The organism is Rathayibacter sp. AY2B3 (assembly GCF_002931755.1).
GTDB lineage: Bacteria > Actinomycetota > Actinomycetes > Actinomycetales > Microbacteriaceae > Rathayibacter.
The window spans coordinates 97494-124200 of sequence record NZ_PSUG01000002.1; the positions used below are offsets into that span (position 1 = coordinate 97494).

Consider the following 26707-nt stretch of genomic DNA (forward strand, 5'->3'; position numbering starts at 1 on the left):
GGGCCAGTCGTGTCGGTGCTCCCGGGTTCCAGACCATGCGGAAAGCCCCGACCCGTCCAGTATCGCATGGACGAGCCGGGGCCGGGAGGGTGTGTGCTAGGTCGACGAGACCGACGCGGCGCCCTTCTCGCGCGACTCCTGCATCAGGCTCGTCAGCGGGTTCGACGCGTGGCTGTCCTGCGGGTGCTGCATCCGGCTGAGAACCGCCATCACCGGATTGAACGGCGCGGGCGGGCTGGACGCTGCGAACAGATACCCGCGCTCCCCGTGCAGCGCCAAAAGGGCGGCGGTGACCTTCTCCGCGTCGACGGCGCCCTCATCGGTCAGGAACTCGGCCAGGTCGTGGCCGGCGCTCCACACGTCCTCAGGGCGGTGAAGGGCGTGAAGCTGCATCGACTCCGGCCGGATCGTCGAGGGCGTGCTGGCGAGGCGTTCGACCTCCGCACGCTGCAACGCCGTGACGGTGCCCCTGAGCGTCTCCGTCTCCGCCTCCGCGTCACGGACACGCTGGCGCAGCTTCGCGAACTCCGACCGCGGCTCCTCCGGCGTCTCGGGCTCCTCGGCGGGCTCCTCCTGGTCCTCCTCGGCGAGATGCTCCGCGGACTGGTGCAGCGCCTCGTCGAGAGTCGCGAAACCCTCCGGCGTCTCCTCAGTGGTCTCGGTCTCGGGCTCCATCAGTGGTCCTCCTCGTTCTGGTCGGTCAGCGGGATGATCGGATCCACCAGGCTGTTGAACTGCATGTCAGTCCGGATCGCTCCGATGTCGTTCTCACTCCACGGGCCGTTGGGAGTGAGCGCCGATGCGAGGGTCAGGCCGACCAGGTACAGGGTGTCGACGATCCCCTGCCCGTTCAGTCCCCGCTCGTTCACGATCCGGATCGCGCTCTGCCGGCGCTTGAGGTTGTCGATGGTCGCGAGGTACTCAGCGATGATCTCGTCGGCGGCCTCGTTGATCCGTTCGAGGTAGTCGCGCTGGTCCTGCTCGGACCACTCGGGCTGTTTGCTCATAGTGTCTTCCTCTCGTCCTGGCTGCTCTTCTGTAGGTCTACGAGAGCGGCGCCTGTAGGTGGTCTCTTCTGAATCTCGAAGAGGGAATCGGACGCCCGCTTCCGGCAGGAAGTGGGCTTGGTATCTATGTCTCTGGTTACTTCGTGGTCTCTTACTGGTAGTAGGCAACGGTTTCCGGTTCGGACGGAAATGGTTTCCGGTTCGATCTGCACCAGTTGCACCTGGTCACGCAGCAGTTGCACACGGTGGACCGCGAACCGGAAACCGTTGCCTGTTCTCAGTGGTGCTCCAACCACGCATCGTCGGCGTCCCGCAGCTCATCCGGCACGGCCAGGATGTAGACGTTCCGGTACCACTTGCCGGATGAGCTGCGGCGCTTACCCACCGTGATGAGGTCCGCTAGCTCGAGCGTCTTGATGTGGGTGCTGACCGACCGGACGGTCTGCATCGTCTCCTCGGCGATCGTCTCCCGCGACGGGTACGCCCACCCTTCGCGGACGTTCTCCATGTCGCCGAGGAACAACAGGATCAGCTTCTCGCCAGGGAGTAGCCGGCGGCGCTCGCCCAGGTCCCACAGCTCCTTGACTGACCACGCCCACTTGCGTCCGGACAGGCTCATCCATCGCCGTCCCTCGAGTTCAAGCGCCGTGCCTCGTCGGCCGCGGCCGCCAGTGCGACCGACAGCGCTGCGGCCTCGTCGCCGATGTACTCGTCTTCGGCCAGGAGCTCGACGATCCACTCCGGCTCGTCATCCGCGCGCAGTACCTGCACCCGCCAGCGGTCGTCCTCGAGCTTGAGCGCGGTGTGCTGGTGCCACGGGCTGCCGTCCTCGTCGATGACGTGCGCGCCGCGGTAGTTCACGCACGCCGGCTCGCGGCACGGGATCAGGAGTCCGCCGAACGGCTTGGCGGAGAGCGTGACCACTCGGCGCCCGTCCGCGAGGTCGACCCACGGGAGGCGGGCGTACATGCCCCCGCGCACCTGCCGGAGGGTGAGCTGCATCTGCTGCAGGTCTCCGACGGTGGAGCCGGCGAACATCCGGATGATGAACCGCTTCGCGGCTGCGTCCTCGACGAGCCGGCCAGCGAACCGGTAGCCGTCCGCCTCGTAGACGGGCCGGGCTAACAACCGCACAACGGTCGCCCACCCTTCGAAGCGGGAGGCGTAGTCGACTTCCAGCGGGTTGAGCGGGGTGCGGTCGTCGATCACGGTCGTCCCGCTTGACGAAGCGGGAGGGGTGGGCGCTACTGTGGAAACGGACATGAGGTCTTCTTCTCCTTCGGGACGAGGTTGGTTCCGTAGCCCCTGGCATCAGTGATGCGGCGCCAGGGGCTTTTTCCTTGCCTGGGTGGTGTTGCGGGCCGTGAGCCGGACGATCGGGCCGCAGGCGGGCTCACAGCGGCTTGCCCTTCGCGGGGTGGTCCTCCCGGCTGCGCATCCGCTCGAGGGTCTCGGTGAGATCTCGGACGAGCGCCGGGAGGAGCTGTAATAAGGCCGCGGCGGTGATCGCCTTGTTGCGGGTCAACGCGACCGCCGAGACGGCCGTCGTGGAGCCCTCGATGACGAGCTGCACGCGCACTTCCCCGAGCTTCGCGCCGGCCACCTAGGACGCCTCCTGCTCGAACGCGGCCTCGATGAACGCCGCCACGTCGGACGCCCTCCACATCCGGCGGCCGCCAATAAGGGCAGAGCGCGGGGCGGTACCTCGGTGAAGCATCCACCGGAGCTGCGCTTCGGACTTACGCAGCTGCGCTGCGGTCTCCGGGAGCGTGAGCAGCGAGCTCACGTTCGCGGTCGGGTCTGGCGACATCAGGATTCCTTCCAAGTAGAGCGACTTGCGTTGCAAGGAACATACGGGCACCGCCGTTGTAAGTCAACTACTCTCGTCGTATGTCAACCGATCCCCGACCGAAGCAACGCGGCAACGATGTCGGCGCAACCGGCTTCGAGGTCGCCAGAAACCTCAAGCGGATCCGCCTCTACGCGGGCCTGACTCAAGCGGACGTGTCCGGCATGCTCGGGCGCATGGGCCGCCCGGTGCCGGTCGCGAGCATCGGCAAGATGGAGTCAGGCGATCGGCGCGTGGAGGTCGACGACCTTGTCGCCTTGGCCGTAGTCTTCGGCGTCACTCCACTCGCGCTCCTGATGCCCCACACGCGCTCGTCGAACGAAACGGTAGAGATCACCGGACACCGCGGGTCGGCGTTCGAAGCCTGGCACTGGGCAATCGGTGAGCTGCCGTTGAACCTCTCGACTGACTACGAAGATGCCGAGACGGACGTAGGCGTCTTCGTGCACGCTTCGCTCCCATGGTGGCTCCGAGTGCGTTCGGAAGAACGTGACGGCGAGATGGCTAAGCGGTTCGGTGAGCGGGCCTTCGACGAGGAAGCCGAGCACACGGCGGAGATCGGCGACTAGCGATGGCCAGCATCCAGAAGCGCCCTAACGGCACGTGGCGCGCGCGTTACCGCGACGCGGACGGCAAGGAGCACGCCCGCCACTTCCCGTTCAAAAACAACCCGAAGGCACCGGCGGAGTCCGCGCAGCACTGGCTCGACTCCGTGACGGCTTCCGTCGTCCGCGGCGACTACCTCGACCCCGAGACGGCTCGCATGACGGTGGGGGAGTGGTGTGAACGCTGGCTCGCCGGCTACGCGACGAAGCGCCCGTCGACGGTCCGCCAGGCGCGCACTCACCTGAAGCACATCCGCGCCGCGTTCGGCCCGCGGCCGCTGGCGAGCGTTCGGCCGTCCGAGGTGAAGATGTGGACCGCGGCGCTGAAGGAGCAGGGCCTCGCGGACTCGACGGTGTACGCCCTGCACGCTCGCCTGTCGCACCTGTTCTCGGATGCCGTGCACGACGGACTCGTACCGCGCTCCCCGGTCTCGAGGCGGACGTCTCCGGGCGCAGGGAAGCAGCGGCCCTACGTGGCGACGACCGAGCAGATCTGGGCGCTCTACGACGCGATGCCGGAGGGAATGAAGCCGGTCATCCTGCTCGGCGCGTTCGCGGGCCTGCGGGTCGCCGAGATCGCCGCGCTGCGGACCGTCGACGTCGACTTCATGCGCGGCATCATCACTCCGGCGATCCAGTACCCGGCCGAGCCGCTCAAGACGGAGATGTCGCGCACCCCGATCCCGATCCCGACCGAGCTCGCCCTCGAGCTGAACCGGGTGCCGGCGAAGTGGGGGAGCAGCACGCTCGTCGTCGGCGCCTACGGCCGGCCGGTCGCTCCGTACACGATCGAGACTCAGTTCCGAGCCGCGCGCGAGACGATCGACGGGCTGCCCGAGGGCTTCCGGATTCACGACTGCCGCCACTACTTCGCCTCGCTGCTGATCGCCTCGGGCCTCGACGTGAAGGTCGTGCAGGCCCGCCTGCGGCACTCGTCCGCGAAGACGACGCTCGACACGTACGGGCACATGTGGCCAGACAAAGACGAGTCCGCACGAGCGGCCGTTGCACAGGTGCTGGCCGCTCGTGCGGACTCGTTGCGGACTGACTCCGCTACTTCCGCGGGATCTAGCTAGACCCCGTAGTACAGCTCGAACTCGAACGGGTGAGGACGCTGCGCGAGGGGCTTGATCTCCTTCTCGCGCTTGTACTCGATCCAGGTGTCGATGAGCTCCTGAGTGAACACGCCGCCCTGGAGGAGGAAGTCGTGGTCGGCCTCGAGGGCGTCGAGCGCCTCGCCGAGGGTCGCGGGGACCTGCGGGATGAGCTTCGCCTCCTCGGGGGGCAGCTCGTAGAGGTCCTTGTCGACCGGCTCGTGCGGCTCGATGCGGTTCTTGATGCCGTCGAGGCCCGCCATCAGCTGCGCGGCGAACGCGAGGTACGGGTTGCCGGAGGCGTCGGGCGCGCGGAACTCGATGCGCTTGGCCTTCGGGTTGGTGCCCGTGATCGGGATGCGGATGGACGCGGAGCGGTTGCCGGCCGAGTACACCAGGTTGACCGGCGCCTCGAAGCCCGGGATCAGGCGGTGGTAGGAGTTGACCGTCGGGTTCGTGAACGCGAGGACGGCGGGGGCGTGCTTGAGCAGGCCGCCGATGTACCAGCGCGCGAGGTCCGAGAGACCGCCGTAGCCGTTCTCGTCGTAGAACAGCGGCGTGCCGTCGTTCCACAGCGACTGGTGGGTGTGCATGCCCGAGCCGTTGTCGCCGAAGAGCGGCTTCGGCATGAACGTGGCGGTCTTGCCCCACTGCTCCGCCGTGTTCTTGACGATGTACTTGAACTTCAGGATGTCGTCCGCCGCGTGGACCATCGTGTCGAAGCGGTAGTTGATCTCGGCCTGGCCGCCGGTGCCCACCTCGTGGTGGGAGCGCTCGAGGATGAGGCCGGCGTCGATCAGCTTGAGGCAGATGTCGTCGCGGAGGTCGGCCTGCTTGTCGACCGGGCTGACGGGGAAGTAGCCGCCCTTGTAGGGAGTCTTGTTGCCGAGGTTGCCGCCCTCCTCGACGCGTCCGGAGTTCCAGGCGCCCTCGACCGAGTCGACGGAGTGGAACGCGGAGTTCTGCGTGACCTCGTAGCGGACGTCGTCGAAGATGTAGAACTCCGCCTCGGGGGCGAAGAACGCGGTGTCGGCGATACCGGTCGACGCGAGGTACTTCTCGGCCTTCTTCGCGACCTGGCGGGGGTCCTTCGAGTAGATCTCGCCGTTGCGCGGGTTGTAGATGTCGAAGACGAGGATCAGCGTGCGCTCGACGCGGAACGGGTCCACGTAGGCGGTGGTCACGTCAGGGATCAGCTGCATGTCCGATTCGTGGATGTTCGCGAATCCGCGGATCGAGGACCCGTCGAAGAGCTGGCCGACGGAGAAGAACTCCTCGTCGACTGTCGAGGCGGGGATGTTGAAGTGCTGCTGGACACCGGGGAGATCGGTGAACCGGATGTCGAGGAACTTGACGTCCGTGTCCTTGATGAACGTGAGCACCTCGGAAGAATCTTTAAACATGCAAAGGTCTCCAATGGCGTAACGGGGTGCTGCAGAGCGCAGCCGTTCCAGGGTAGTGACGGGGGGTTTCCCCACCGTGTCCCTGTTGTTTCCGACATGTTACGGGGCCCGTCCGGGGTCGGGCTCCACGTCGCGGGCCGGACCGGCCGCACCTCGGGCCGCTCCGAGACGCCGCGGATAGGATCGGAGGATGCCAGCCGCCGACCGCAGGACCTTCGCCGACGCCGCCCCGAGCTCGTACCCGGGGGAGCGCCTCGGCCTCCCTCGAGAAGGCCGCCTCTCGGTCGGACGGTCCGGCCGCCGCATCGCCGCCCTGGCCGTCGACTTCGCCGTCGCCGCCCTCCTGTCGCTCGCGTTCTTCGACTACGACCGCTGGGCGAGCCTGCTGCTGTTCGTCCTGCTGCAGGTCGTCTTCATCCCCACCATCGGCGGCAGCATCGGGCACCGCCTGCTCGGGATGCGCGTCATCCGGCTCGGCGGTGGCTGGGTCGGCGTGTGGCGCCCGATCGTGCGCTCGGTGCTGCTGGCCGTGCTGGTGCCGGCGCTCGTCTGGGACTCGGATCAGCGCGGCTTCCACGACAAGGTGGCCGGGACGGTGCTCGTCCGCTACTGACGGTGACGCAGACGGAGCAGGCCGGTCGGGAGCGATCCCGACCGGCCTGTCGTGTCGTGCGTCAGCGCGAGCGCTGCGGGCGCACCTTGAAGGGGTCGACGCCCTTCGGGATGGGCAGCGACGTGTTGAGCGAGGAGAGCCGGTTCTTCACCGCGAGGACCTCGGCCTTGGTGAGGACCTTCTTCGTCTTCGAGAGGCGGCTCGGCACCTTGTGCAGCGGAGTCGCGTCCGCGTCGGAGCCGACGTGCACGAAGGTGACGGGGACGTTCGGCAGGATCCGCGACACCTTGCGCCGCTCGTCCTCGAGCATGCGCTTGGTGCGGGAGGCGGGGCCCTCCGCGATCAGCACGACGCCTCCGCGGCCGACAGCACGGTAGACCGCGTCCTGGGTCTTGCCGTTGACGGCGACGGGCATCTCCCCGCCGGTCCAGGTGCCGCGCAGGCCGCTGCGCAGAACGGCGCCGACCGCGCCGGGCTGCCCGGCGATCTGGCCGTAGGCGGCGCGCTCGGCGCGACGCGAGAGCACGGCGAGTCCGGCGACGAGTCCGGCCATCACGCCCACGACGATCCACAGCGCGATCACGAAGCCGTTGCCGTTGCCGAGCAGGACGCCGAGGAGCACGCCGAGCAGGATCGGGAGCAGGAGCGCGAGGAGGATGATCCAGACGGCGCTGCTGTCGTAGCGGCGGGTCATCTGGAACACCTGCCACATCTGCTTGAGACGTCCGGGTTCCTTGACCGCCTTCGTCGACGGTTCCGTGCTGCGTGCCATGACGTCAAGGATACCGAGCGGGAGCGCGGCGGCGGACCCCGGACGCGGATCCGGCTCCTCCACAGAGGGCGCGTGCGCCGATCCCTCCACTGATCAGGATCGGCGCGCGTCCTCCGCCGCGGTCCGCGGTCAGGCTCCCCTCATGACGAGCAGCGGGACGGTCCAGAGCCGGAGGAGCGGCGGAGTGCGGATGGGGAGGCGGCGGACGCCTGAGCCGGACGCCTCACCGGCGGTCGAGAGGACGATGCGGCCCCGGGACGGCGAGGCGCTGCAGGCCTCGCCGGTGGCTCGTCTCGCCGAGCACCGCCACCGCGAGCGCATCGTCCGAGTGGAGTCGTCTCCGAGGAGGTGCGTCGTCTCGACCGCTCCTCCCGTCGTCGCCACGCTCGAGAGGTTCCTGCGGGTCGAGCGGGGGATCGGACTCGGCGCCGCGGTCACCCTGCTCGCCCCCGTGGTCGGAGCCGTCCGCTCGGCCGCACTCGAGGGAGCCTGGCTGGGTCCGACGACGGACGACATCGGCCTGACGGAGGAGGGCCGGCCCCTGCTGCTGCTGACGACGTCCGCCGTCGACACCCCGCGTGCGGCGCGCGACGCGCTGCAGCGGGTCCTGGAGCGCCTCGGGATGCTCTGTCCGGAGCTGCCGGTCGCCGCACTCGCGCGGCACTGCGACCTGCTGGCGCTGGAGGGCGGCCTCTACGGACTCGCGGATCCGCAGGGGATCGGCGAGGCGGTCCGGGCGCTGCCGACGTCCGGAGCGGATGCACCTGGTCGGGAGGCGGTGCTCACTCCTGCTGCCCGGCATCGGCGCGTCCATCCGCTCGACGGATGGCAGGACCGCCTCCGGGTGTTCGTCGTCCGGCGTCGGGGACCGCTGTCCGTCGGGACGGCGATCGTGCTGGGAGCGGTGCTCGCCGGTTCGCTCGCGGGCGGGCCCGGTCGGCAGGTGCAGGACGCGGAGGCGTCCACCGGAGCCGCGCCCGTCCCGACACGGTCGACTCCGCGGGCGGAGGCGACGACCGCGGCATCGCCGGCTCCGGTCGCGTCGGCCTCGCTCGACGCCGAGCAGGCGGCGGAGGTGCTGATCGACGCGGTGCGCCTGTGCGGTGACCGGGAGTGCGCCCGCGGGCTGGTCACGGCGGACTCGCCGCTCGACGACGCGGCTGGCGGCCCCGCCTCCGCTGTCCCGACGACGGGAGAGGTCTCGGCGGTCCTCGTCGACGTGTACGGGGCGTCGGCCGTGGTGCACCTCCGGACGGCCCCGGGAACGACAGCGGCCTCCGTCCTGATCATCAGGACGGAGGCCGGCTGGCTCATCCGCGACGTCTACGCCGGAGCACCCTCGTGAGAGGCGCGCTCAGGAGGAGCGGCTCAGATGCCGAGGTCGTTCTCGAACGAGCCCTCCTCGAGGCGCTCCTTGATCGCGACCAGGAAGCGCGCCGCGTCGGCTCCGTCGACCGTGCGGTGGTCGTACGAGAGCGCGAGGAAGACGGTCGAGCGGATCGCGATGGCGTCAGCGCCGTCCACCTGCACGACGGCCGGCTTCTTGGTGACGATGCCGGTGCCGAGGATCGCGGTCTGCGGCAGGAACACGACGGGCGTGTCGAAGAGGGCTCCGCGCGAACCGGTGTTGGTCAGCGTGAAGGTGCCGCCGGCGAGCTCGTCCGGCTTGAGCTTGTTGTTGCGGGTGCGCTCGGCCAGGTCGCCGATGGTGGAGGCGATCTGCGCGAGGTTCAGCTCGGAGGCGTTCTTGAGGACCGGGGTCAGCAGGCCGCGCTCGGTGTCGACGGCGATGCTGATGTTCTCGTGGTCCGGGTAGACGATCGACTCGCCGTCGAGCGTCGAGTTGATCACCGGGTAGGCCTTGAGTGCCTCAGCCGCTGCGAGGGCGAAGAACGGGAGGAAGGACAGCTTGGCGCCGGTCTTCTCCTGGAAGCTCTTCTTGACCGAGTCGCGGAAGCGGGCGACCGCCGTGACGTCGACCTCGATGACCGAGGTGAGCTGAGCGCTCGTCTGCATGGACTCGACGGCGCGCTGAGCGAGGACCTTGCGCAGGCGCGACATCGGCTGCGTGGTGCCGCGGAGGGGCGAGGTCTCGAGCGGGGTGCGCGCGGCCTTCGCGGCTGCGGCGGCGGGCGCCGAGACCGGGGCGGCCGGAGCCGACTTGGCGGCCTCGACCGCGTCGAGGACGTCCTGCTTGCGGATGCGGCCACCGACTCCGGTTCCCGTGAGGGTGGAGAGGTCGATGCCGTTCTCGCCCGCGAGCTTGCGCACGAGCGGGGTGACGTAGCCGGGGTTGGAGTCGGTGGGCTCCGGGGAGGCGGCGGGCGCGGCGGCAGCGGGGGCCGGCGCGGCGGCGGCCGGCGCGGGAGCCGACGGAGCGGGGGCCGCGGCCTCGGGCGCGGCGGGCTTCTCGGCGGCCGGGGCGGGCTCGGGCTCGGCGGGGGCGGGAGCCTCGGCGTCGCTCTCGGCGTCGACCGACGGGGTCGCCTCGTCGGTGGGCTCGGTCTCGGCGGCCTGGACCTCGGGGGCCTCCTCGGCGGGAGCCTCGGGCTTGGACGCCGACGCCGCTCCGGAGCCGTCGCCGATGCGCACCAGCTCGGCGCCGACCTCGACGGTCTCGTCCTCCTGGACGAGGATCTCCTCGATCACGCCCGCGACGGGCGACGGGATCTCGGTGTCGACCTTGTCGGTCGAGACCTCGAGCAGGGGCTCGTCCACCTCGACGCGGTCCCCGACGTTCTTCAGCCAGCGGGTGACCGTTCCTTCCGTGACACTCTCTCCGAGTGCCGGGAGGCTGACGGATTCGCTCATGAGCCTGTCTCCTTAAGACGCTTGTGTTTCGATGTCCAGCTTACTGATGCGGAAGCGGCGGGTCGCCGCACCGCAGTGGTTCTACAGGGCGTGCAGCGGCTTCCCGGCCAGAGCGAGGTGCGCCTCGCCGAGCGCCTCGTTCTGAGTGGGGTGCGCGTGCACGAGGGGCGCGACGTCCTCGGGGTGCGCCTCCCAGTTCACGATGAGCTGAGCCTCGCCGATCAGCTCGCCGACGCGGGCTCCGACCATGTGCACGCCGACGACGGGGCCGTCGACCAGGCGCACGACCTTCACGGAGCCGGTGGTCCCGATGATCGTGCTCCGGGCGTTGCCGCCGAGGCCGTAGTCGTGCACGGCGACGCGCTCGGCGCCGTACTCGGCGATCGCCCGGGCCTCGCCGAGGCCGACGGAGGCCACTTCGGGGTCGCTGTAGGTCACCTTCGGGACGTTGACGTCCGAGACGACCTGCGGGCCCAGGCCGGCGATCTCCTCCGCGACGAAGATCCCCTGCTGGAAGCTCCGGTGCGCGAGCTGGAGTCCCGGCACGATGTCGCCCACGGCGTACACGCCGGGGACGGAGGTCTGCAGGCGCTCGTCGGTCAGCACGTAGCCGCGGTCGAGGCGGACCCCGGCCTCCTCGAGGCCGATGCCCGCGGTCACCGGGCCGCGGCCGACGGCGACCAGCAGGATCTCGCCCTCCGCCGTGGCGCCGCTCTCGAGCACCACGGAGACGCCGCCCTCGCTCTGCGAGACCGACGCGACGCGGGAGCCCAGCTGGAAGGCGATGCCCCGCTTGCGGAAGGCGCGCTCCAGCTGCTTGCTGACGCTCTCGTCCTCGTTGGGGACGAGGTGGGGGAGTGCCTCGACGATCGTGACCTCGGCGCCGAACGAGCGCCAGACGCTCGCGAACTCGACGCCGATCACGCCGCCGCCGAGGACGACGACGCTCGCGGGCACGTGGTCGAGCTCGAGAGCCTGGTCGCTCGTCAGGATGCGGCCGCCGATCTCGATCCCGGGGAGGGTGCGGGAGGCGGACCCGGTGGCGACGACGACCGATGCTCCGTGGAGCACGTGCTCGCCGACCGTCACCGTGCCGGGCGCGGTGAGGCGGCCCTCGCCCGCGACGACCGTGATGCCGCGCGAGGACACGAGGCTCTGCAGCCCCTTGTACTTGCCGGCGACCACTCCTTCGCGGTAGCGCGTGACGCCTGCCATGTCGATCCCGGCGAAGCTCGAGAGCACGCCGTACTTCTCTCCCTCACGGGCGCCGTCCGCCAGTTCGGCGGCGTGCAGGAGTGCCTTGGTGGGCACGCACCCGCGATGCAGGCAGGTGCCGCCGAGCTTGTCGCGCTCCACGAGCGCGACGCTCATCCCGAGCTGCGTCGCCCGGAGGGCCGCCGCGTACCCGCCGCTGCCACCTCCGAGCACGACCAGGTCGTAGCGCTCTTCCGACACCCAGTGACTCCCTCGCGACGTGCGGTCCCGCTTCCCGGCCGACCGGCTCCGGCGCTGGGCGCCGAGCGGATCGGGAGGGGGGACGAGGCGGGATCTCCCGCCCCGTCGACCCTACTACGCGCTCGCGAAGCCCTCGGCCAGAGCGATCAGGGCGCGCACCGAGACGCCCGTGGCGCCTGCTCCGGTGAAGCCGTGGCCGGCGCCGCCGTTGCTCGACGGACCGGCGATGTCGAGGTGCGCCCACGGGATCGTGGCGGCGTCCTCGCCCTCGCCGCGCTTCCCGACGAACTCGCGGAGGAAGTGGCCGGCGAGGAGCATGCCGCCGGCGGTGTTGCCCGGCTTGACGTTCGCGATGTCGGCGATGTCGGAGTTGAGCAGCGGCCGCAGCTCCGCGGGGAGGGGCATCTGCCAGAAGGGCTCTCCCGCCGCGCGGGCGGCGTCGAGGACGCGCGAGACCAGCTCGTCGTCGCCCAGGGCGCCGACGGTCCGGTTTCCCAGGGCGACCACGGAGGCGCCGGTCAGCGTCGCGACGTCGATGATCGCGTCGGGCTGCTCCTCGCTGGCGGCGACCAGGCCGTCGGCGAGCACCAGCCGGCCCTCGGCGTCGGTGTTCAGCACCTCCACCGTGGTCCCGCCGCGCACGGTCAGCACGTCGTCCGGGCGGATCGCGGTCCCGGAGGGGAGGTTCTCGGCGATGCAGAGCCAGGCGGTCGCGCGGAGCGGGAGGCCGAGCTCGGCGATGGCGCGCACCACGGCGAAGACGGTCGCCGCGCCCGCCATGTCGGTCTTCATCCCGATCATCGAGGCCGGCGGCTTGAGCGAGAGTCCGCCGCTGTCGAAGGTGATGCCCTTGCCGACCAGGGCGAGGTGGGTGCTCGCGCCCTCGGGCGCGTAGGCGACCTTCACGAGGCGGGGCGGACGGGAAGAGCCGCTGCCGACTCCGAGGATGCCCCCGAACCCCTCCTCCGCGAGGGCCTTCTCGTCCCAGACGGTGACCTCGAGGGGCAGGCCCTCTGCGCCGGTCTGCACGGCCTCGGCCAGCGTCTGCGGGTAGAGGTGCGACGGGGGAGTGTTGACGAGGTCCTTCACCGTGCCGACCGCGCGGCCGAGCACGAGCGCGCGGTCCAGGACGGCGGGGTCGGCCGACTCGCCGCCGCCCAGCAGGACGACGTGCTCGACGGGCGCCTTCGCGGCGGCGGCGGTGCTGCCGCGGAAGGCGGTGAAGGAGTAGGAGCCGAGCGCGGCGCCCTCGGCGACCGCGGCGAGCGTGCCGTCGGAGCCGGCGGGGAGGGAGAGGGCCACGGAGGCGGACCCCGCGAGCAGGCGGACGGCGGCGCCCGCGGCGTTCCGCAGCGCGGCGTCGTCGGGCTCCGCCGAGCCGAGGCCGACGAGGACGATCACTCCGGCACGGACCGAGGACGGCACGCGCACGAGCGTCTCGGCTGCGCCGGTCGCGCCGAGCGCGCTCAGCGCGGGGGCCAGCTCCTCGAAGCCCTCCGCGCCGACGAGCCGGGGACCGTCGGGTCCCGGTGCGACGCCGAGGACGAGGGCGTCGGTGTCGATGTCGGAGGCGGGAACGGTCGAGTACTCGAGAGAGGAGAGGGGCATGGCGGCAATGCTAGGCGCTGTTCGCTGAGGGCTCAGCGGACCCGGCCGGGGCGCCGGGACCCCCGTTTAGACTGGACGCATGCTGGATCCGGAAGACCTGTTCGAGATCGAGGGCGACCTCTCCGAGATCCCGCGCGGGCTGCACCTCGTCGCGGGCCTCACCGGCTCGGCCGACGCCGGCGGAGCCGTGGGGCAGCTGGGCGAGTACCTCTTCGAGACGCTCGAGCACCGCGACGTCGCGGTCTTCGACCAGGATCAGCTGCTCGACTACCGGGCCCGCCGCCCCATCATCACGTTCGACCAGGACCACCTGACGGACTACCGTCCGGCGATGCTCCGGCTCTCGCTCGCACACGACGAGCTGCACCAGCCGTTCCTCCTGCTCACCGGCTTCGAGCCCGACTTCCAGTGGGAGCGCTTCACCCGCGCGGTGGTCTCCCTCCTCGAGCGGCTCGATGTCGCTTCGACCACGTGGGTCCAGGCGATCCCGATGCCCGTGCCGCACACCCGGCCGGTCGGCGTCACCGTGAGCGGCAACCGCGAGGACCTGATCGAGGCGATGTCGGTCTGGAAGCCGCACACGCAGGTGCCCTCGAACGTCCTCCACCTGCTCGAGCTGCGCCTCTTCGAGCGCGGCCTGACCGTGGTCGGCTTCGCCCTGCTCATACCCCACTACCTGTCGGACACCGAGTACCCGCAGGCGGCGGTCGCGGCGCTCGAGAGCATCTCGGCGTCGACCGGCCTCATCTTCCCCACGGACCGCCTGCGCGAGAGCGGGCGGGACTTCCTCGGCAAGGTCGACGAGCAGGTCGGCGGCAACGACGAGCTGCGGAAGCTGGTCTCGGCCCTGGAGGCCCGTCACGACACCTACATGGAGGGGACGAGCCTCCGCTCGCCGCTCACCGACGAGGACGGCTTCGTGCCCAGCGCCGACGCGATCGCCGCCGAGCTCGAGAAGTTCCTCGCGATCCGCCGCCCGGGCGAGGAGCCCACCGCCCCCTGAGCGGCCGTAGGATCGGACGAGTGCGTGATCGTCGAGCCTGGTTCGTCTTCGGTGCCGGAGCGTTCGCCTACCTCGTCGCGGTCCTGGACCGCACGACGCTGGGCGTCGCGGGAGTGGACGCCGCGGAGCGGTTCGGAGTGGCGGCCGCCGTCCTCTCGTCGCTCGCCGTCGTCCAGCTGATCGTCTACGCCGGGATGCAGATCCCGGTCGGGATCCTCATCGACCGGTTCGGCCCGCGGACCCTGATCCTCTCGGGCACGGCCCTGATGATGGCGGGTCAGATCGTGGTCGCGATCGCACCGAGCATCGGCGTCGCGATCGTCGGGCGGATCCTGCTGGGAGCGGGGGACGCCGCGATCTTCACCTCCGTCATCCGCCTCACAGTCACCTGGTTCAGCGGACCGATCGTGCCGCAGCTCTCGCAGTGGATCGGCAACATCGGCCAGGTGGGCCAGATCCTCTCCGCACTCCCGTTCGCGGCGATCCTCCACACGTTCGGCTGGGAGCCCGCGTTCCTCAGCGCCGCCGCCCTCGGGGCCGTGTCCTTCCTCGGCGTGCTCCTCCTGGTCGCCGACGTCCCGCCGCGCACCGAGCCGATCACCGTGGTGCCGCCGACGCTCCGGGCGACGATCGCGCAGCTCGGAGTGAGCCTGCGCCGGCCCGGCACGCAGCTCGGATTCTGGTCGCACTTCGTCACGCAGTCCTCCGGGACGGTCTTCACCCTGCTCTGGGGCTACCCCTTCCTCGTCTACGCGATCGGACTGCCTCCGACCGTCGCCGCGCCGACCCTCACGATCGTCGTCATCGCGGGGATCGTCGTCGGGCCGGTGCTCGGCGTCCTGACCGCGCGCCACCCCATGCGCCGCAGCAACCTCGTGCTCGGGATCGTCTCGGCGATGGCGGCCGCCTGGACCGTCGTGCTGCTCTGGCCCGGCGTCCCGCCGTACTGGCTCGTCGTTCTGCTCCTGATCGTGGTCGGAGCGGGCGGCCCCGGCTCCATGATCGGATTCGACTTCGCCCGCACGTTCAACCCCTCGCGGAGCCTCGGCGCGGCCAACGGAGTCGTCAACGTGGGCGGGTTCCTGGCCAGCTTCACGATGATGTTCGCGATCGGCCTGATCCTCGACGCGCTGGCCGGTCCCGGCGCCTCCTCGGAGCAGACCTACTCGCTCGAGCACTTCCGCCTGGCGTGGTGCGTGCAGTACGTGGTGGTCGGCGCCGGAGTCGTCGGACTCGTCGTCGCGCGCCGCCGGACCCGCCGCCGCCTGGCCGAGGACGAGGGAATAACAGTGGCCCCCCTCTGGGTTGCACTGAGTGACCGGATGCGCCGCGGCCGCGCGGGGCGCTGACGGTCGTCCCCGTCGATCCGCCCTTCTGCAGACGCGATGTCCCAGCCGAGCGGCCCGGATCCCGTCGGATCGAGCCCCACTCGCACCGCACCGCACGGCTGCACTACTCAGACGTGCAATAATTGTCAATAGGACCCGTTCGGGTCGAGGAGCACCAGGCCCACGTCGGGCGTGCGACGTCCTCGACTTGACATGGGTCCTCGTAATGCCCACCGACGGACGACGCCCTCCCGCGCCGCCCGCCCCCGGGACGCAACGGATGGAGAGGTGCCGCCATGGCCACCAGAGCTACCAAGACCGCAACGCTCGACGCCGTCGACGACGACGTGACGACGACCACCAAGAAGCCCGCGACGCGCAAGCCCGCGGCGAAGGCCACGGCGGCCAAGACCACCGCGGCCAAGACGACCCGCTCGCGCGCCACGACCAAGGCCGCCGCTCCCGCCGACACCGAGGAGGAGCCGACCGACGCCGTCGAGCCCGACGAGGCCGCGGAGGACGAGGAGACCGAGGTCGTCGCCGAGGACACCGAGACCGACGCGAAGGACGACGCGGAGACGCCGGAGGCCCCGGCCGCCGCTGCCGTCGCCGCTCCGGCCGAGCCGCTCCCGAGCGGCGCGCTCGTGCTGTCCTTCGGCGGGGAGGACGACGAGGTCCCGGTCTACTCGACCGCGATCACCGGCGCCACCGCCGACCCGGTCAAGGACTACCTCAAGCAGATCGGCAAGGTCGCGCTCCTGAACGCGGCCGAGGAGGTCGAGCTCGCGATGCGCATCGAGGCCGGCCTGTTCGCCGAGGACAAGCTCGCCAACTCGACCGACCTCAGCCCGGAGCTCGTCCGCGAGCTGCGCTGGGTCGCGAAGGACGGCCAGCGTGCGAAGAGCCACCTGCTCGGAGCGAACCTCCGCCTCGTCGTCAGCCTCGCCAAGCGCTACACCGGTCGCGGGATGCAGTTCCTCGATCTCATCCAGGAGGGCAACCTGGGCCTCATCCGTGCGGTCGAGAAGTTCGACTACACCAAGGGCTTCAAGTTCTCGACCTACGCGACGTGGTGGATCCGCCAGGCGATCACCCGTGCGATGGCCGACCAGGCGCGCACCATCCGCATCCCGGTGCACATGGTCGAGGTCATCAACAAGCTGGCCCGCGTGCAGCGCCAGATGCTGCAGGACCTGGGCCGCGAGCCCACGCCCGAGGAGCTCTCGCGCGAGCTCGACATGACCCCCGAGAAGGTCATCGAGGTGCAGAAGTACGGGCGCGAGCCGATCTCGCTGCACACGCCCCTCGGCGAGGACGGCGACAGCGAGTTCGGCGACCTCATCGAGGACACCGAGGCGGTCGTCCCGGCCGACGCCGTGGGCTTCACCATGCTGCAGAAGCAGCTGGAGTCGCTGCTCGACTCGCTCTCGGAGCGCGAGGCCGGCGTGATCCGCATGCGCTTCGGCCTCGGCGACGGCATGCCGAAGACACTGGATCAGATCGGCGACACCTTCGGCGTGACGCGCGAGCGCATCCGTCAGATCGAGTCCAAGACGATGGCCAAGCTCCGCCACCCGTCCCGCTCGCAGTCGCTCCGCGACTACCTCGAGTAGGCCGGTGATCCGCTACGCGCCGGCGGTCCTCCTCGGGAGGGCCGCCCGGTTCGCCGCGCGGGTCCGGAAGCCCGGCGGGGGATCCGCCGTGCCCGGACTCGTGGTGAACCGCGTCGCGCCGGGGTTCCTGCCCGCGGTGCTCGACGGGTTCCGGGATGGCCTCGTGGTCGTCACGGGATCGGCGGGCAAGTCGACCACGACCAAGATGCTGGTCGCGGTCCTCCGCGCGCACGGGCTCCGGGTCTTCACCAATCCCTCGACGGCCAACATCGCGCAGGGGCTGACGTCCGCGCTGCTGGAACGGGCCGACCTCCGCGGACGGATCGACGCGGACATCGCCGTTCTCGAGATGGACGAGGGTCACGGCGCGCGCCTCGCGCCCCGGATGCACCCCCGCGTCGTCCTTCTGACGAACGTCGTGGTCGACCAGATCGACCGCTTCTTCGATCCGGCGATGGTCGCCCGGATGCTCGGCACCATCGCCTCCCGCGCGACCGGTCCCGTCGTGCTGAACGCCGACGACCGCCACGTCGCCGACCTCGCGACCACCCTTCCCGACGAGCGGATCCGCTGGTACGGCGTCTCCTCCTCCGTCCGCGAGTCCGCGTCCGGTGGCCTGGGCTACGCCGCGGAGGCGGAGGCCGGAGCCGACCGCGCCACCACCGTCGTCGAGAGCACGACGGGAGCGGCCGCGCGCATCGTCAGCGACGGCGACCCGCTCGAGGTCCGGCTCCCCGCACGGGGCGTCCACTACGCGGTCGACGCCGCGGCCGCCGTCTCCACGGCCCGCGCCGTACTCGCCGAGCGTTTCGACCCGGCTCTCGCCGCCTCCGCGCTCTCGAGCATCGACCCCGTCTTCGGGCGGGGCGAGATCGTCACGGTGCGCGGCCAGGAGGTCGAGTTCGTCCTGGTCCAGAACCCGGCGAGCTACCGTCTGAACATCGCGGAGATCCCCGAGGGGACCGATCAGATCATGCTGGCGATCGGCTCCGACGTCCGAGACCCCTCCTACTTCTGGCCCGTGGACACCTCCGTGCTCGGGCATGTCAGGGTCGTCTCGGGGTCGAAGGCGCACGAGGCGGCGCTGCACCTGCGCTACGACGGCGTGCGCGTCGATTCCGTCGACGAGGACCTGGGTCGCGCGCTCGACGCGTTCCTCGCTCTGCCGACCCCCGCCTCCGGCCGGAAGACCATCGTCTTCTCGGCCGATTCGATGCGCCGCACGCGTGCGCACCTGCAGCTCGTCACCAACCGCGAGGAGACCGCGTGACCACCCTCCGCATCGCCGTGCTCGCTCCCGATGTCCTGGACAGCAACGGCGACGCGGCGAACGCCCGGGTCCTCGCGGCTCGGGCGCGCTGGTCGGGCGTCGAGGCGGAGGTCGTGCCGCTGGCGACCGCCTCCGACGCCGAGGTCCGTCCGGACGTCCTGGTCGCCGGAACCGGAGCGGACGAGGACCTCCCGGGCGTCCTGGCGCTCCTCCACGAGATCGCGCCGACGCTGCGCGCCTGGGTCGATCGGGGCACCCAGGTGATCGCTGTCGGAGCCGGTTGGGAGATGCTGGCCGGCGCGATCAGCACGGCCGCGGGCGGTGCCCGGGGGATCGGACTGTTCCCCGGCGACTCGGTCACGGGCGAGCGCGCGACCGACGACCTCGTCGTCGAGACTCCGGGCGGCGTCCTCATCGGCTTCGAGAACCACGAGCGCCGGATGACCGGGGTCGCGCCCGAGCACGCGCTCGGCCGAGTGCTGCACGGCACCGGCGACGGTGCCGGCCTCGAGGGCTACGCAGTGGGGGGCCTTCTCGGCACGCACCTGCACGGCCCCGTCCTCGCGAAGAACCCCTCGCTCGCGGATGCGATCCTGCGGCGCGCCCTCGGCGACGCCTACTCCCCGTCGGACGAGCGGTTCCGCCTGGTCGATGAAACGGCACGAGCCGCTCGCGAAGTGATCGCGAAGCGGCTCGGTGTCGGTCGGTAGGGCGCTGACGCGCCGTCCGGGCTGATCGGGGACGCGCTAGGGGCGCTGCTCCTCGAAGAGCCGGGCGGACTCGTCGTGCCAGCTCTGGGCGATGCTGGAGAGCTTCTCCTGGTACTTCTTCCCGTGGTGTGCGCAGAACAGCAGTTCTCCGTTGTTCACGACCACTCGGATGTACGCCTGCGCACCGCAGCTGTCGCAGCGGTCGGCGGCGGAGAGCTGGTGGGCACCGGCGAGCTCGTCCACGCCGTTCTGGGTTGCTGTGGTCGACATGACTTGGCCTCCTGCACTCGGTCTTCGATCTCTGCTTAGTGGAACCCATCCAAGCACGCGATTGTTTCCGCACGGAGTCGATCGGTCGGCATTTCGCTCTGCGCGTAGGGGCCCCGCGCCGAGCGGCCATCGTGCTGTCGCCGGGTGCCGCGCCACCGCGGCCGGAGCGGTTCCCGAAAGTAGACTGGGCGGATGGCCTCCACCGACTACAACGCCCGTCACCTCTCCGTCCTCGAGGGTCTCGAGGCGGTCCGGAAGCGGCCCGGCATGTACATCGGGTCGACCGACTCGCGCGGCCTCATGCACTGCCTCTGGGAGGTCATCGACAACTCCGTCGACGAGGCGCTGGCCGGGCACGGGACCGAGATCAGCGTGCTCCTGCACGCCGACGGCAGCGTCGAGGTGCGCGACCGCGCCCGCGGGATCCCGGTGGACATCGAGCCGAAGACGGGGCTCTCCGGAGTCGAGGTCGTGTTCACGAAGCTGCACGCGGGCGGCAAGTTCGGCTCGGGGTCCTACGCGGCGTCCGGCGGTCTGCACGGCGTCGGCGCCTCCGTGGTCAATGCGCTCTCGGAGCGCCTGGACGTCGAGGTCGACCGCAACGGCCGCACCTACCGGATGTCGTTCCACCGGGGGGAGCCCGGTCGCTTCGCGGACGGGGGCGAGCCCACGCCCGACGCTCCGTTCACGCCGTTCGAGAACGGGTCGGAGCTGACCGTCGTCGGCAAGGTCGCCAAGGGCGTCACCGGCACGCGCGTGCGCTACTGGGCCGACCGGCAGATCTTCACGAAGGGCGCGTCGTTCCAGACGGACGACCTCGTGACGCGCGCCCGGCAGACCGCGTTCCTCGTCCCCGGCCTGACGATCGACATCGTCGACGACCGCGCGGACGAGCGCCGCGCCGAGATGTTCCGCTACGACGGCGGCATCTCGGAGTTCGTCGAGTTCCTCGCCCCCGACGCGCCCGTGACCGAGGTGCTGCGCCTCACCGGCTCGGGCACCTTCACCGAGACCGTGCCGGTGCTGACCCCCGGCGGCGCGATGGTGCCCACCGAGGTGGAGCGCACCTGCGAGGTCGACATCGCCCTGCGCTGGGGAACCGGCTACGAGACGGTGATGCGCAGCTTCGTGAACATCATCTCGACGCCCAAGGGCGGCACGCACCAGACCGGCTTCGAGCAGGGCCTGCTGAAGCTGCTCCGCTCGCAGGTGGAGGCGAACGCCCGCCGCCTCAAGGTCGGCTCGGACAAGCTCGAGAAGGACGACGTGCTCGCCGGGCTCAGCGCCGTGCTGACGGTGCGGCTCCCGGAGCCGCAGTTCGAGGGCCAGACGAAGGAGGTGCTGGGCACGCCCGCGGTGCGCGCGATCATCGCCTCCACCATCGCCTCGACGCTGGGCGCCGTGTTCTCCTCGACGCGCCGCGAGGACAAGGCGCAGACCTCGCAGCTCCTCGAGAAGGTCGTCGCCGAGATGAAGTCGCGGATCTCGGCCCGTGCGCACAAGGAGACGCAGCGCCGCAAGAACGCGCTGGAGTCCTCCTCGCTGCCGGCGAAGCTGGTCGACTGCCGCAGCAGCGACGTCGAGAACAGCGAGCTCTTCATCGTCGAGGGCGACTCCGCCCTCGGCACCGCCAAGCTCGCCCGCAACAGCGAGTACCAGGCCCTGCTGCCGATCCGCGGGAAGATCCTCAACACGCAGAAGGCGAGCATCGCCGACATGCTCTCGAACGCCGAGTGCGCCTCGATGATCCAGGTGATCGGAGCAGGCTCCGGCCGCTCCTTCGACCTCTCGGCCGCGCGCTACGGGAAGATCATCCTGATGAGCGACGCCGACGTCGACGGCGCCCACATCCGCACCCTGCTGCTCACCCTCTTCTTCCGCTACATGCGGCCGCTCGTCGAGGCGGGGCGCGTCTTCGCCGCCGTGCCTCCGCTGCACCGGCTCGTGGTGATGAACGCGGGGAAGAAGCCGAACGAGACGATCTACACCTACTCCGAGAAGGAGCTGCAGAGCGTGCTCGCGGCCCTCGGCAAGGCGGGCCGCCGCTACCAGGACCCGATCCAGCGCTACAAGGGGCTCGGCGAGATGGACGCGGACCAGCTGGCCACGACGACCATGGACCGCTCGCGCCGCACCCTCCGCCGGGTGCGGGTCGCCGACGCCGAGAACGCGGGCCGGGTGTTCGAGCTGCTGATGGGCAACGACGTGGCACCCCGCAAGGAGTTCATCGTCCGCGGGTCGGAGTCGCTGTCGCGCGACCGCATCGACGTCTGAGACGCGGGGCTCAGAACACCTCGGGCGCCGCTCCGATCGTCGCGATCGGCGCCGCGAGCGCCACTCCGGAGCCGTCGCGCTTCATCCCCGAGTCGGGCAGCGCGGCGACCGAGCCGTCGGCCTCGAGGGCGTGCGCGGGACCGGGGCCGACCCAGGCCACCCCGAGGGCCGTCTCGCCCTTCAGGAAGCGCTGCGCACGGACTCCGCCGGTGGCCCGGCCCTTGGCGGGGAACTCCGAGAACGGCGAGACCTTCGCACTGCCGGTGTCGGTCCCCGAGAGGGCCCAGCTGTCGACGGCGACCGTCGCCACGACGGCCTCGTCCCGGTCCTCGGCGGCGACGACGGCGAAGTGCACGACGTCGTCGGTCTCGGCGAGCTTCACCCCGGCCATCCCCGCGGCCGTCCTGCCCTGAGGGCGGACGGCGGACGCGGAGAAGCGCAGCAGCTGGGCCTCGCCGGTGACGAAGACCAGCTCGTCCTGCTCCGCCGACGCGGCCGCGCCCACGACCGCGTCCTCGGGCTTCAGGGCGATGAGCTCGATGTCCGGGCGGTTGGGCAGCTCGCCCGGCGCGACGCGCTTGACGACGCCCTGCTGGGTGCCGAGGGCGATCGGCCGCTCGTCGTCGAGAGCGACGAGCGCGAGCACCCGCTCGTCCTTCGCCAGGTGCGGGAGGTAGTCGCTCATCCGCACGCCCGCCCCCAGCTGCACCGAGGAGGAGGGGACGGCGGGAACGTCGACCGGCGAGAAGCGGAGGAGCCGGCCGGCGCTGGTGACCGCGCCGATCTCCGTCCGGCTGGTCGTGTCGAGCACACTGAGCACGGCGTCGTGCTTCGAGCGGCGCGTAGCGCGCTCGGGGTGGGGAGCGGCCTCGGGGTCGCGGTCGACCCGGACCATGCGGCCGGTGGTGCTCAGCAGGACCCGGCAGGGCACGTCCGCGATCTCGAGGACCGCGGAGGCCTTCCGCCCGGTGGTGGCGACGGAGGGGCGCGCCTCGGTGAGCAGGGTGCGCCGCGGGGTCCCGAGGCGCTGGGCGACCTCGTCGAGCTCGTCCGAGACCAGCTCGTCGATCCGGGAGCGGCTGGCGAGGAGGGCCTCGAGCTCGGCGATCTCGGCGAGGAGGGTGTCGCGCTCGGTCTCGAGCTCGATGCGCGAGAACTTCGTGAGACGGCGGAGCTGGAGCTCGAGGATGTAGTCGGCCTGCAGGGTGCTGAGGTCGAAGACCTCGATTAGCCGGGCCCGCGCCGCCGCGGTGTCGTCGCTCCCGCGGATCAGCTGGATGACCTCGTCGATGTCGAGGATCGCGATGAGCAGGCCCTCGACCAGGTGCAGGCGCTCCTGGCGCTTGCGCAGGCGGTAGCGGGTCCGCCGGGTGACGACCTGCACCCGGTGGCCGATGTAGACCTGCAGCAGCTCCTTCAGGCCGAGGGTGCGCGGGCCGCCGTCGACCAGCGCGACGTTGTTGATCGAGAACGCGTCCTCGAGGGGCGTGTAGCGGTAGAGCTGCTCGAGGACGGCCTCCGGGCTGAAGCCGGTCTTGATCCCGATGACGAGCCGGAGGCCGTTGTCGCGGTCGGTGAGGTCGGTGACGTCCGAGATGCCGCTGAGCTTCTTGTTCTGGACGCCGTCCTTGATCTTGTCGATGACCTTCTCGGCGCCGACGAGGTAGGGCAGCTCGGTGACGACCAGGCCGGACTTGCGCGCCGTGATGCTCTCGACCGAGACGCGGGCGCGGGTCTTGAAGCCGCCCCGCCCGGTCGCGTAGGCGTCGCGCACGCCGGCGAGGCCGACGATCGTGCCACCGCTCGGGAAGTCGGGGCCCGGGACGAACGACATCAGGTCGTCCAGGGACGCGTCGGGGTGGGCGATCAGGTGCCGGGCCGCCCCGACCACCTCGACGAGGTTGTGGGGCGCCATGTTCGTCGCCATGCCGACGGCGATGCCGCTGGCGCCGTTGACCAGCAGGTTCGGGAACGCGGAGGGGAGGACCTCGGGCTGGTCGTGCGAGTTGTCGTAGTTCGGGACGAAGTCGACGACGTCCTCGCCGAGGTGCTCGGTCATGGCCGTGGCGGCCGGGGCGAGGCGGGCCTCGGTGTAGCGGGACGCGGCCGGGCCGTCGTCGAGGGAGCCGAAGTTGCCGTGCCCGTCGACGAGGGCGACCCTCATCGTGAACGGCTGGGCGAGGCGCACGAGGGAGTCGTAGATCGAGGCGTCGCCGTGCGGGTGCAGCTTGCCCATCACCTCGCCGACCACGCGGGCCGACTTCACGTGGCCGTGATCGGGCCGCAGCCCCATCTCGCTCATCATGTAGAGGATCCGACGCTGCACCGGCTTGAGGCCGTCGCGGGCGTCGGGCAGGGCCCGCGAGTAGATGACGGAGTACGCGTACTCGAGGAAGGACCCCTCCATCTCGGCCGAGACGTCGACGTCCTCGATGCGCTCGGTGAGCGAGGATCCGGAGGAGGGGGCTGCAGCGTTCATGACTCGATTCGGTGGCGGGCGCGGGACGGCGGCGGGGGACTGCACCGCCCTGCGGCGCCCGGCGGGACGGGCGGAGCGGGGACGGCGCCTCGCGGACGGGACCGGCCCTCCCGTGCACGCGGACGCTCCGCTGCTCCGGCCCGGCGGGGACGGCGGCGCTGTGCGAAACTGGGCGCGATGACCCACATGCTACCGCCAGCCCCCGACGGGCGGCGGAGCCTCGCCGACGTCCTGCCGGGCGCTCTCGACGCGCTCCTCGGCCGCCCGGGCCTGTTCGGCTCGCCCCGCGTCGAGCGGATCGTGGTCGTCCTCGTCGACGGACTGGGAGCCGCGAACCTCCGCCAGCGCGCGGGACACTCGCGCACGCTCGCTCCGGCCCTCAACCGCGGCACCACGCTCGTCTCGGGCTTCCCGACGACCACCGCTGCGGCCCTCGCGAGCCTGACGACGGGCCTGCGCCCGGGCGGGCACGGGATGGTCGGCTACCGCGTGCTCGACCGCGCGTCCGACCGCCTGGTCAACCAGCTCTCCGGCTGGGACGAGGGCATGGTGCCCGAGACGTGGCAGCCCCACCCCACGCTCTTCGAGCAGGCCTCGGCCGCCGGTGTCCGGGCCGGAGTGATCGGCCCCGCGCGGTACGCCCGCTCCGGTCTCACTCGGGCGATCCTGCGCGGCGCCGAGTACCACTCCGCCGGCGGCGTCGCCGAGCGCTTCACGGCCGCGCGCGCCCTGCTCGACGAGGGCGGCCGCCAGCTCGTGTACCTCTACGTCCCCGAGCTCGACCAGGCGGCGCACGCGCGCGGCTGGGAGTCGCCGGAGTGGACGGCGGCGCTCGAGCTCCTCGACGGCGAGATCGGCGGAGCGGTCCGCGGGCTCTCCGCCCGGGAGAGCGTGCTGGTCACCGCCGACCACGGCATCGTGGACGTCCCGGCGTCCTCGCACGTGCTCGTCGAGCGGGGACCGCTGCTCGAGGGCGTCCGGCACCTCGGTGGAGAGCCCCGCTGCCTGCAGCTGCACCTCGAGCCGGGCGTGGACCCCGACCAGGTGGCGCGGCGCTGGATCGAGGCGGAAGGCGCGCGCGCCTGGATCGCGACGCGCGACGAGGTGGCCGCGAGCGGCTGGTTCGGCGAGGTCTCGCCGGCGGCGGCCGAGCGGATGGGCGACGTCTTCATCGCGGCACGGAGGACCATCGCGTACTACGCGGCGGACGACTCCTCCGGCCGCTCGATGATCGGGCAGCACGGGTCGCTCACGCCGGAGGAGACGCAGGTTCCGCTCCTGCGCTTCGGCGCGCTGGGCTGAGCCGCGGCCGAGGGTCCGTTTCCGACCGCACGATCCGCCTCGGCGGAGCCGCGCGCCCGCGGAGGGTCAGTCGTCGCTGCGCGCCCCGAAGACGATCTCGTCCCAGCTCGGCATCGACGCCCGTCCCCGGCGGAGGCTCCCGCGCACACCCGACGGCTGCTCGGGGACCGGGGGAGCGGTGCGCGGCGGCTCCGGCGCCTTCTCGACCGGAGGAGCGGCCTCGGCCTCGGGCTCCGGCTCCTCGCGGACGCGGAGGCTCGAGGCGTGGTCGCGCTCGCCCCGGCGTCGCCGCAGGGCGTCGAGCAGGTCGGCGGTGTCGTTGAGGTTGCGCTCGCGCTGCTCCGTCGTGCTGGTGACGGGGCGGGGGAGCGTGGAGATCGGCCGCGGGGAATCGGAGAGGGCCGGCTGCGGCTCCGTGTCGGAGGGGCGGACGGCGGCCGGACGGGCGTGCGGCATCGCGGCGGGGCGGCCGGCCGTGGGGTGGTCGGCCCGGGCGGAGCGGGTCGGCGCCTCCGCGGACTCCGGGTCGAAGCGCGTGGCGAGCTCGTCGACAGCGGCGGGGATGACGGCGCGCAGGCGCGGGATGAGGGTCGGCCGGATCTCGCCCTGCTGCGAGAGCGTGATCGCCTCGGAGGTCAGCGGCGACAGCAGTGCCTTCCGCGGGTCGAAGCGCCATCGGGCGTCGTGGTCGATCTCGTCCGAGCGGAAGAGGAGCTTGACGACCCAGCCCTCCTCCTCCTTCCAGCTCGACCACTGCTCGCCCTCGGCGCCGAGGGACGCGAGGCGGTCGCGGATGACGTCGCCGAACGGCGTGCCCTCCTCGAGGGGATCGGGGTCGGTGGTCGTGTAGACGCGCACGGCGAGAGCCGAGGCGACGATGTGCTCGCGCTCGGCCGTGACGGGTCCCTCGAAGCGCTGGACGTAGCCCAGGTCGGCGCCCGTGAGCTCGGCGACCTCCTCGGCGGAGAGCCCGGAGCGGATGTGCGCCTGGATCTCGCGGGGGGAGACGCGCTTCTCGCGCGGCGGGAGGGTGTGGACCCGGGGCCGCAGCTGGCTCTGCAGCGTCTCGTCGATGCGGACCGAGAAGCGCTCGCCGCCCTCGGACACGAGGACGAGCGATCCGCCCTCGACGCCGATCACCTTCAGTTCCATCATCGTGGGGACCCTCCTTCTGGACGCGGACCGGGCAAGGATGCCACGCGCCCGGGCGATCGGCCGGGAATACCCCGGGCGGGTCGAAA

Annotated in this window: 25 protein-coding genes; 11 read left to right on the plus strand and 14 right to left on the minus strand. The window is 71.2% G+C overall.

Features of this window, described 5'->3' with window-relative positions:
• Nucleotides 1–96: 96 nt before the first annotated feature.
• From C5C24_RS01730 to C5C24_RS18605, 6 genes are all read right to left on the minus strand, one after another.
• On the minus strand, nt 97–675 hold the full coding sequence (locus tag C5C24_RS01730; protein ID WP_104304139.1) for a hypothetical protein: 579 nt from the start codon (nt 673–675) through the stop codon (nt 97–99).
• Nucleotides 675–1007, minus strand: coding sequence for a hypothetical protein (locus tag C5C24_RS01735; RefSeq protein ID WP_104304140.1), 333 nt, complete (start codon nt 1005–1007; stop codon nt 675–677). Before C5C24_RS01735 ends, C5C24_RS01730 begins: the two co-directional genes overlap by 1 nt.
• Before the next feature lie 277 nt (nt 1008–1284).
• Nucleotides 1285–1626 (minus strand): helix-turn-helix domain-containing protein, encoded by a 342-nt coding sequence (locus C5C24_RS01740; RefSeq protein WP_104304141.1) that lies wholly within the window; start codon nt 1624–1626, stop codon nt 1285–1287.
• On the minus strand, nt 1623–2216 hold the full coding sequence (locus C5C24_RS01745; RefSeq protein WP_104304142.1) for a hypothetical protein: 594 nt from the start codon (nt 2214–2216) through the stop codon (nt 1623–1625). Before C5C24_RS01745 ends, C5C24_RS01740 begins: the two co-directional genes overlap by 4 nt.
• Before the next feature lie 184 nt (nt 2217–2400).
• Nucleotides 2401–2610 carry a hypothetical protein gene (locus C5C24_RS01750; RefSeq protein ID WP_104304143.1) on the minus strand — a complete coding sequence of 70 codons (210 nt, stop codon included), beginning with the start codon at nt 2608–2610 and terminating at the stop codon, nt 2401–2403.
• Nucleotides 2611–2817 (minus strand): AlpA family transcriptional regulator, encoded by a 207-nt coding sequence (locus C5C24_RS18605; protein ID WP_104304144.1) that lies wholly within the window; start codon nt 2815–2817, stop codon nt 2611–2613. It lies immediately after the preceding gene.
• 80 nt (nt 2818–2897) lie between these two features.
• Between C5C24_RS18605 and C5C24_RS01760 the strand changes: the two genes are divergently transcribed.
• Both C5C24_RS01760 and C5C24_RS01765 read left to right on the plus strand, forming a co-directional pair.
• Nucleotides 2898–3425 carry a helix-turn-helix domain-containing protein gene (locus tag C5C24_RS01760; RefSeq protein WP_104304145.1) on the plus strand — a complete coding sequence of 176 codons (528 nt, stop codon included), beginning with the start codon at nt 2898–2900 and terminating at the stop codon, nt 3423–3425.
• Nucleotides 3426–3427: 2 nt separating this feature from the next.
• Nucleotides 3428–4537 carry a site-specific integrase gene (locus C5C24_RS01765; RefSeq protein WP_104304146.1) on the plus strand — a complete coding sequence of 370 codons (1110 nt, stop codon included), beginning with the start codon at nt 3428–3430 and terminating at the stop codon, nt 4535–4537.
• Here the strand turns inward: C5C24_RS01765 and glnA are convergent.
• On the minus strand, nt 4534–5958 hold the full coding sequence (gene glnA, locus C5C24_RS01770; protein WP_104276073.1) for a type I glutamate--ammonia ligase: 1425 nt from the start codon (nt 5956–5958) through the stop codon (nt 4534–4536). The two genes, C5C24_RS01765 and glnA, sit on opposite strands and share 4 nt — an antisense overlap.
• A 190-nt stretch (nt 5959–6148) precedes the next feature.
• On the opposite strand from glnA, the gene C5C24_RS01775 reads away from it, so the two are divergent.
• Nucleotides 6149–6571, plus strand: a complete 423-nt coding sequence (locus C5C24_RS01775) for an RDD family protein (protein WP_104223667.1) — start codon at nt 6149–6151, stop codon at nt 6569–6571.
• Between the two features lie 61 nt (nt 6572–6632).
• On the opposite strand, the gene C5C24_RS01780 is transcribed toward C5C24_RS01775, so the two are convergent.
• The gene (locus C5C24_RS01780; RefSeq protein WP_104276086.1) at nt 6633–7343 is read right to left on the minus strand and encodes a DUF4191 domain-containing protein; all 711 of its coding nucleotides are present in this window, start codon (nt 7341–7343) and stop codon (nt 6633–6635) included.
• Between the two features lie 244 nt (nt 7344–7587).
• Between C5C24_RS01780 and C5C24_RS01785 the strand changes: the two genes are divergently transcribed.
• Complete coding sequence (locus C5C24_RS01785; protein ID WP_104304147.1) at nt 7588–8688, plus strand: hypothetical protein; 1101 nt, start codon at nt 7588–7590, stop codon at nt 8686–8688.
• A 23-nt stretch (nt 8689–8711) separates the two neighbouring features.
• On the opposite strand, the gene sucB is transcribed toward C5C24_RS01785, so the two are convergent.
• The 3 genes from sucB to C5C24_RS01800 form a co-directional block, all read right to left on the minus strand.
• Nucleotides 8712–10154, minus strand: a complete 1443-nt coding sequence (gene sucB, locus C5C24_RS01790; RefSeq protein ID WP_104304148.1) for a 2-oxoglutarate dehydrogenase, E2 component, dihydrolipoamide succinyltransferase — start codon at nt 10152–10154, stop codon at nt 8712–8714.
• Between the two features lie 81 nt (nt 10155–10235).
• A complete protein-coding gene (lpdA, locus tag C5C24_RS01795; protein ID WP_104304149.1) occupies nt 10236–11609 on the minus strand; it encodes a dihydrolipoyl dehydrogenase in 1374 nt (457 codons plus the stop codon).
• A 114-nt stretch (nt 11610–11723) separates the two neighbouring features.
• Nucleotides 11724–13217 (minus strand): leucyl aminopeptidase, encoded by a 1494-nt coding sequence (locus tag C5C24_RS01800; RefSeq protein WP_104275690.1) that lies wholly within the window; start codon nt 13215–13217, stop codon nt 11724–11726.
• A gap of 79 nt (nt 13218–13296) precedes the next feature.
• Between C5C24_RS01800 and C5C24_RS01805 the strand changes: the two genes are divergently transcribed.
• The 5 genes from C5C24_RS01805 (at nt 13297) to C5C24_RS01825 (ending at nt 19141) form a co-directional block, all read left to right on the plus strand.
• Nucleotides 13297–14220 carry a proteasome assembly chaperone family protein gene (locus C5C24_RS01805; protein WP_104275689.1) on the plus strand — a complete coding sequence of 308 codons (924 nt, stop codon included), beginning with the start codon at nt 13297–13299 and terminating at the stop codon, nt 14218–14220.
• A 20-nt stretch (nt 14221–14240) separates the two neighbouring features.
• Entirely contained in the window at nt 14241–15569 is a 1329-nt protein-coding gene (locus C5C24_RS01810; protein WP_104275688.1) for a nitrate/nitrite transporter, read from the plus strand.
• A 275-nt stretch (nt 15570–15844) separates the two neighbouring features.
• Nucleotides 15845–17161 carry an RNA polymerase sigma factor gene (locus tag C5C24_RS01815; protein WP_104275687.1) on the plus strand — a complete coding sequence of 439 codons (1317 nt, stop codon included), beginning with the start codon at nt 15845–15847 and terminating at the stop codon, nt 17159–17161.
• 4 nt (nt 17162–17165) lie between these two features.
• On the plus strand, nt 17166–18431 hold the full coding sequence (locus C5C24_RS01820) for a Mur ligase family protein (RefSeq protein ID WP_104275686.1): 1266 nt from the start codon (nt 17166–17168) through the stop codon (nt 18429–18431).
• Nucleotides 18428–19141, plus strand: coding sequence for a type 1 glutamine amidotransferase (locus tag C5C24_RS01825; RefSeq protein ID WP_146082494.1), 714 nt, complete (start codon nt 18428–18430; stop codon nt 19139–19141). The genes C5C24_RS01820 and C5C24_RS01825 overlap by 4 nt, the downstream gene beginning before the upstream one ends.
• 36 nt (nt 19142–19177) lie before the next feature.
• On the opposite strand, the gene C5C24_RS01830 is transcribed toward C5C24_RS01825, so the two are convergent.
• Nucleotides 19178–19411: a hypothetical protein gene (locus C5C24_RS01830; protein WP_068212876.1), complete on the minus strand. Its 234-nt coding sequence runs from the start codon at nt 19409–19411 to the stop codon at nt 19178–19180.
• 192 nt (nt 19412–19603) lie between these two features.
• On the opposite strand from C5C24_RS01830, the gene C5C24_RS01835 reads away from it, so the two are divergent.
• Nucleotides 19604–21685, plus strand: a complete 2082-nt coding sequence (locus C5C24_RS01835; protein ID WP_104304151.1) for a type IIA DNA topoisomerase subunit B — start codon at nt 19604–19606, stop codon at nt 21683–21685.
• 10 nt (nt 21686–21695) lie between these two features.
• Here the strand turns inward: C5C24_RS01835 and C5C24_RS01840 are convergent, their stop codons facing one another.
• Nucleotides 21696–24164, minus strand: a complete 2469-nt coding sequence (locus tag C5C24_RS01840; protein ID WP_104275683.1) for a DNA topoisomerase (ATP-hydrolyzing) subunit A — start codon at nt 24162–24164, stop codon at nt 21696–21698.
• Between the two features lie 177 nt (nt 24165–24341).
• Here C5C24_RS01840 and C5C24_RS01845 point away from each other — a divergent pair, with 177 nt between their 5' ends.
• Entirely contained in the window at nt 24342–25466 is a 1125-nt protein-coding gene (locus C5C24_RS01845) for an alkaline phosphatase family protein (protein WP_258065006.1), read from the plus strand.
• A 66-nt stretch (nt 25467–25532) separates the two neighbouring features.
• Here the strand turns inward: C5C24_RS01845 and sepH are convergent, their stop codons facing one another.
• Complete coding sequence (gene sepH / locus C5C24_RS01850; protein WP_104280570.1) at nt 25533–26621, minus strand: septation protein SepH; 1089 nt, start codon at nt 26619–26621, stop codon at nt 25533–25535.
• Between the last annotated feature and the right edge of the window lie 86 nt (nt 26622–26707).

Coding starts and splice junctions, on each gene's coding strand:
- C5C24_RS01730 (WP_104304139.1), bottom strand. CDS start 675: ATGGAGCCCGAGACCGAGACCACTGAGGAGACGCCGGAGGGTTTCGCG.
- C5C24_RS01735 (WP_104304140.1), bottom strand. CDS start 1,007: ATGAGCAAACAGCCCGAGTGGTCCGAGCAGGACCAGCGCGACTACCTC.
- C5C24_RS01740 (WP_104304141.1), bottom strand. CDS start 1,626: ATGAGCCTGTCCGGACGCAAGTGGGCGTGGTCAGTCAAGGAGCTGTGG.
- C5C24_RS18605 (WP_104304144.1), bottom strand. CDS start 2,817: ATGTCGCCAGACCCGACCGCGAACGTGAGCTCGCTGCTCACGCTCCCG.
- C5C24_RS01760 (WP_104304145.1), top strand. CDS start 2,898: ATGTCAACCGATCCCCGACCGAAGCAACGCGGCAACGATGTCGGCGCA.
- C5C24_RS01765 (WP_104304146.1), top strand. CDS start 3,428: ATGGCCAGCATCCAGAAGCGCCCTAACGGCACGTGGCGCGCGCGTTAC.
- glnA (WP_104276073.1), bottom strand. CDS start 5,958: ATGTTTAAAGATTCTTCCGAGGTGCTCACGTTCATCAAGGACACGGAC.
- C5C24_RS01775 (WP_104223667.1), top strand. CDS start 6,149: ATGCCAGCCGCCGACCGCAGGACCTTCGCCGACGCCGCCCCGAGCTCG.
- C5C24_RS01780 (WP_104276086.1), bottom strand. CDS start 7,343: ATGGCACGCAGCACGGAACCGTCGACGAAGGCGGTCAAGGAACCCGGA.
- C5C24_RS01785 (WP_104304147.1), top strand. CDS start 7,588: ATGCGGCCCCGGGACGGCGAGGCGCTGCAGGCCTCGCCGGTGGCTCGT.
- sucB (WP_104304148.1), bottom strand. CDS start 10,154: ATGAGCGAATCCGTCAGCCTCCCGGCACTCGGAGAGAGTGTCACGGAA.
- C5C24_RS01800 (WP_104275690.1), bottom strand. CDS start 13,217: ATGCCCCTCTCCTCTCTCGAGTACTCGACCGTTCCCGCCTCCGACATC.
- C5C24_RS01805 (WP_104275689.1), top strand. CDS start 13,297: ATGCTGGATCCGGAAGACCTGTTCGAGATCGAGGGCGACCTCTCCGAG.
- C5C24_RS01815 (WP_104275687.1), top strand. CDS start 15,845: ATGGCCACCAGAGCTACCAAGACCGCAACGCTCGACGCCGTCGACGAC.
- C5C24_RS01830 (WP_068212876.1), bottom strand. CDS start 19,411: ATGTCGACCACAGCAACCCAGAACGGCGTGGACGAGCTCGCCGGTGCC.
- C5C24_RS01835 (WP_104304151.1), top strand. CDS start 19,604: ATGGCCTCCACCGACTACAACGCCCGTCACCTCTCCGTCCTCGAGGGT.
- C5C24_RS01840 (WP_104275683.1), bottom strand. CDS start 24,164: ATGAACGCTGCAGCCCCCTCCTCCGGATCCTCGCTCACCGAGCGCATC.
- C5C24_RS01845 (WP_258065006.1), top strand. CDS start 24,342: ATGACCCACATGCTACCGCCAGCCCCCGACGGGCGGCGGAGCCTCGCC.
- sepH (WP_104280570.1), bottom strand. CDS start 26,621: ATGATGGAACTGAAGGTGATCGGCGTCGAGGGCGGATCGCTCGTCCTC.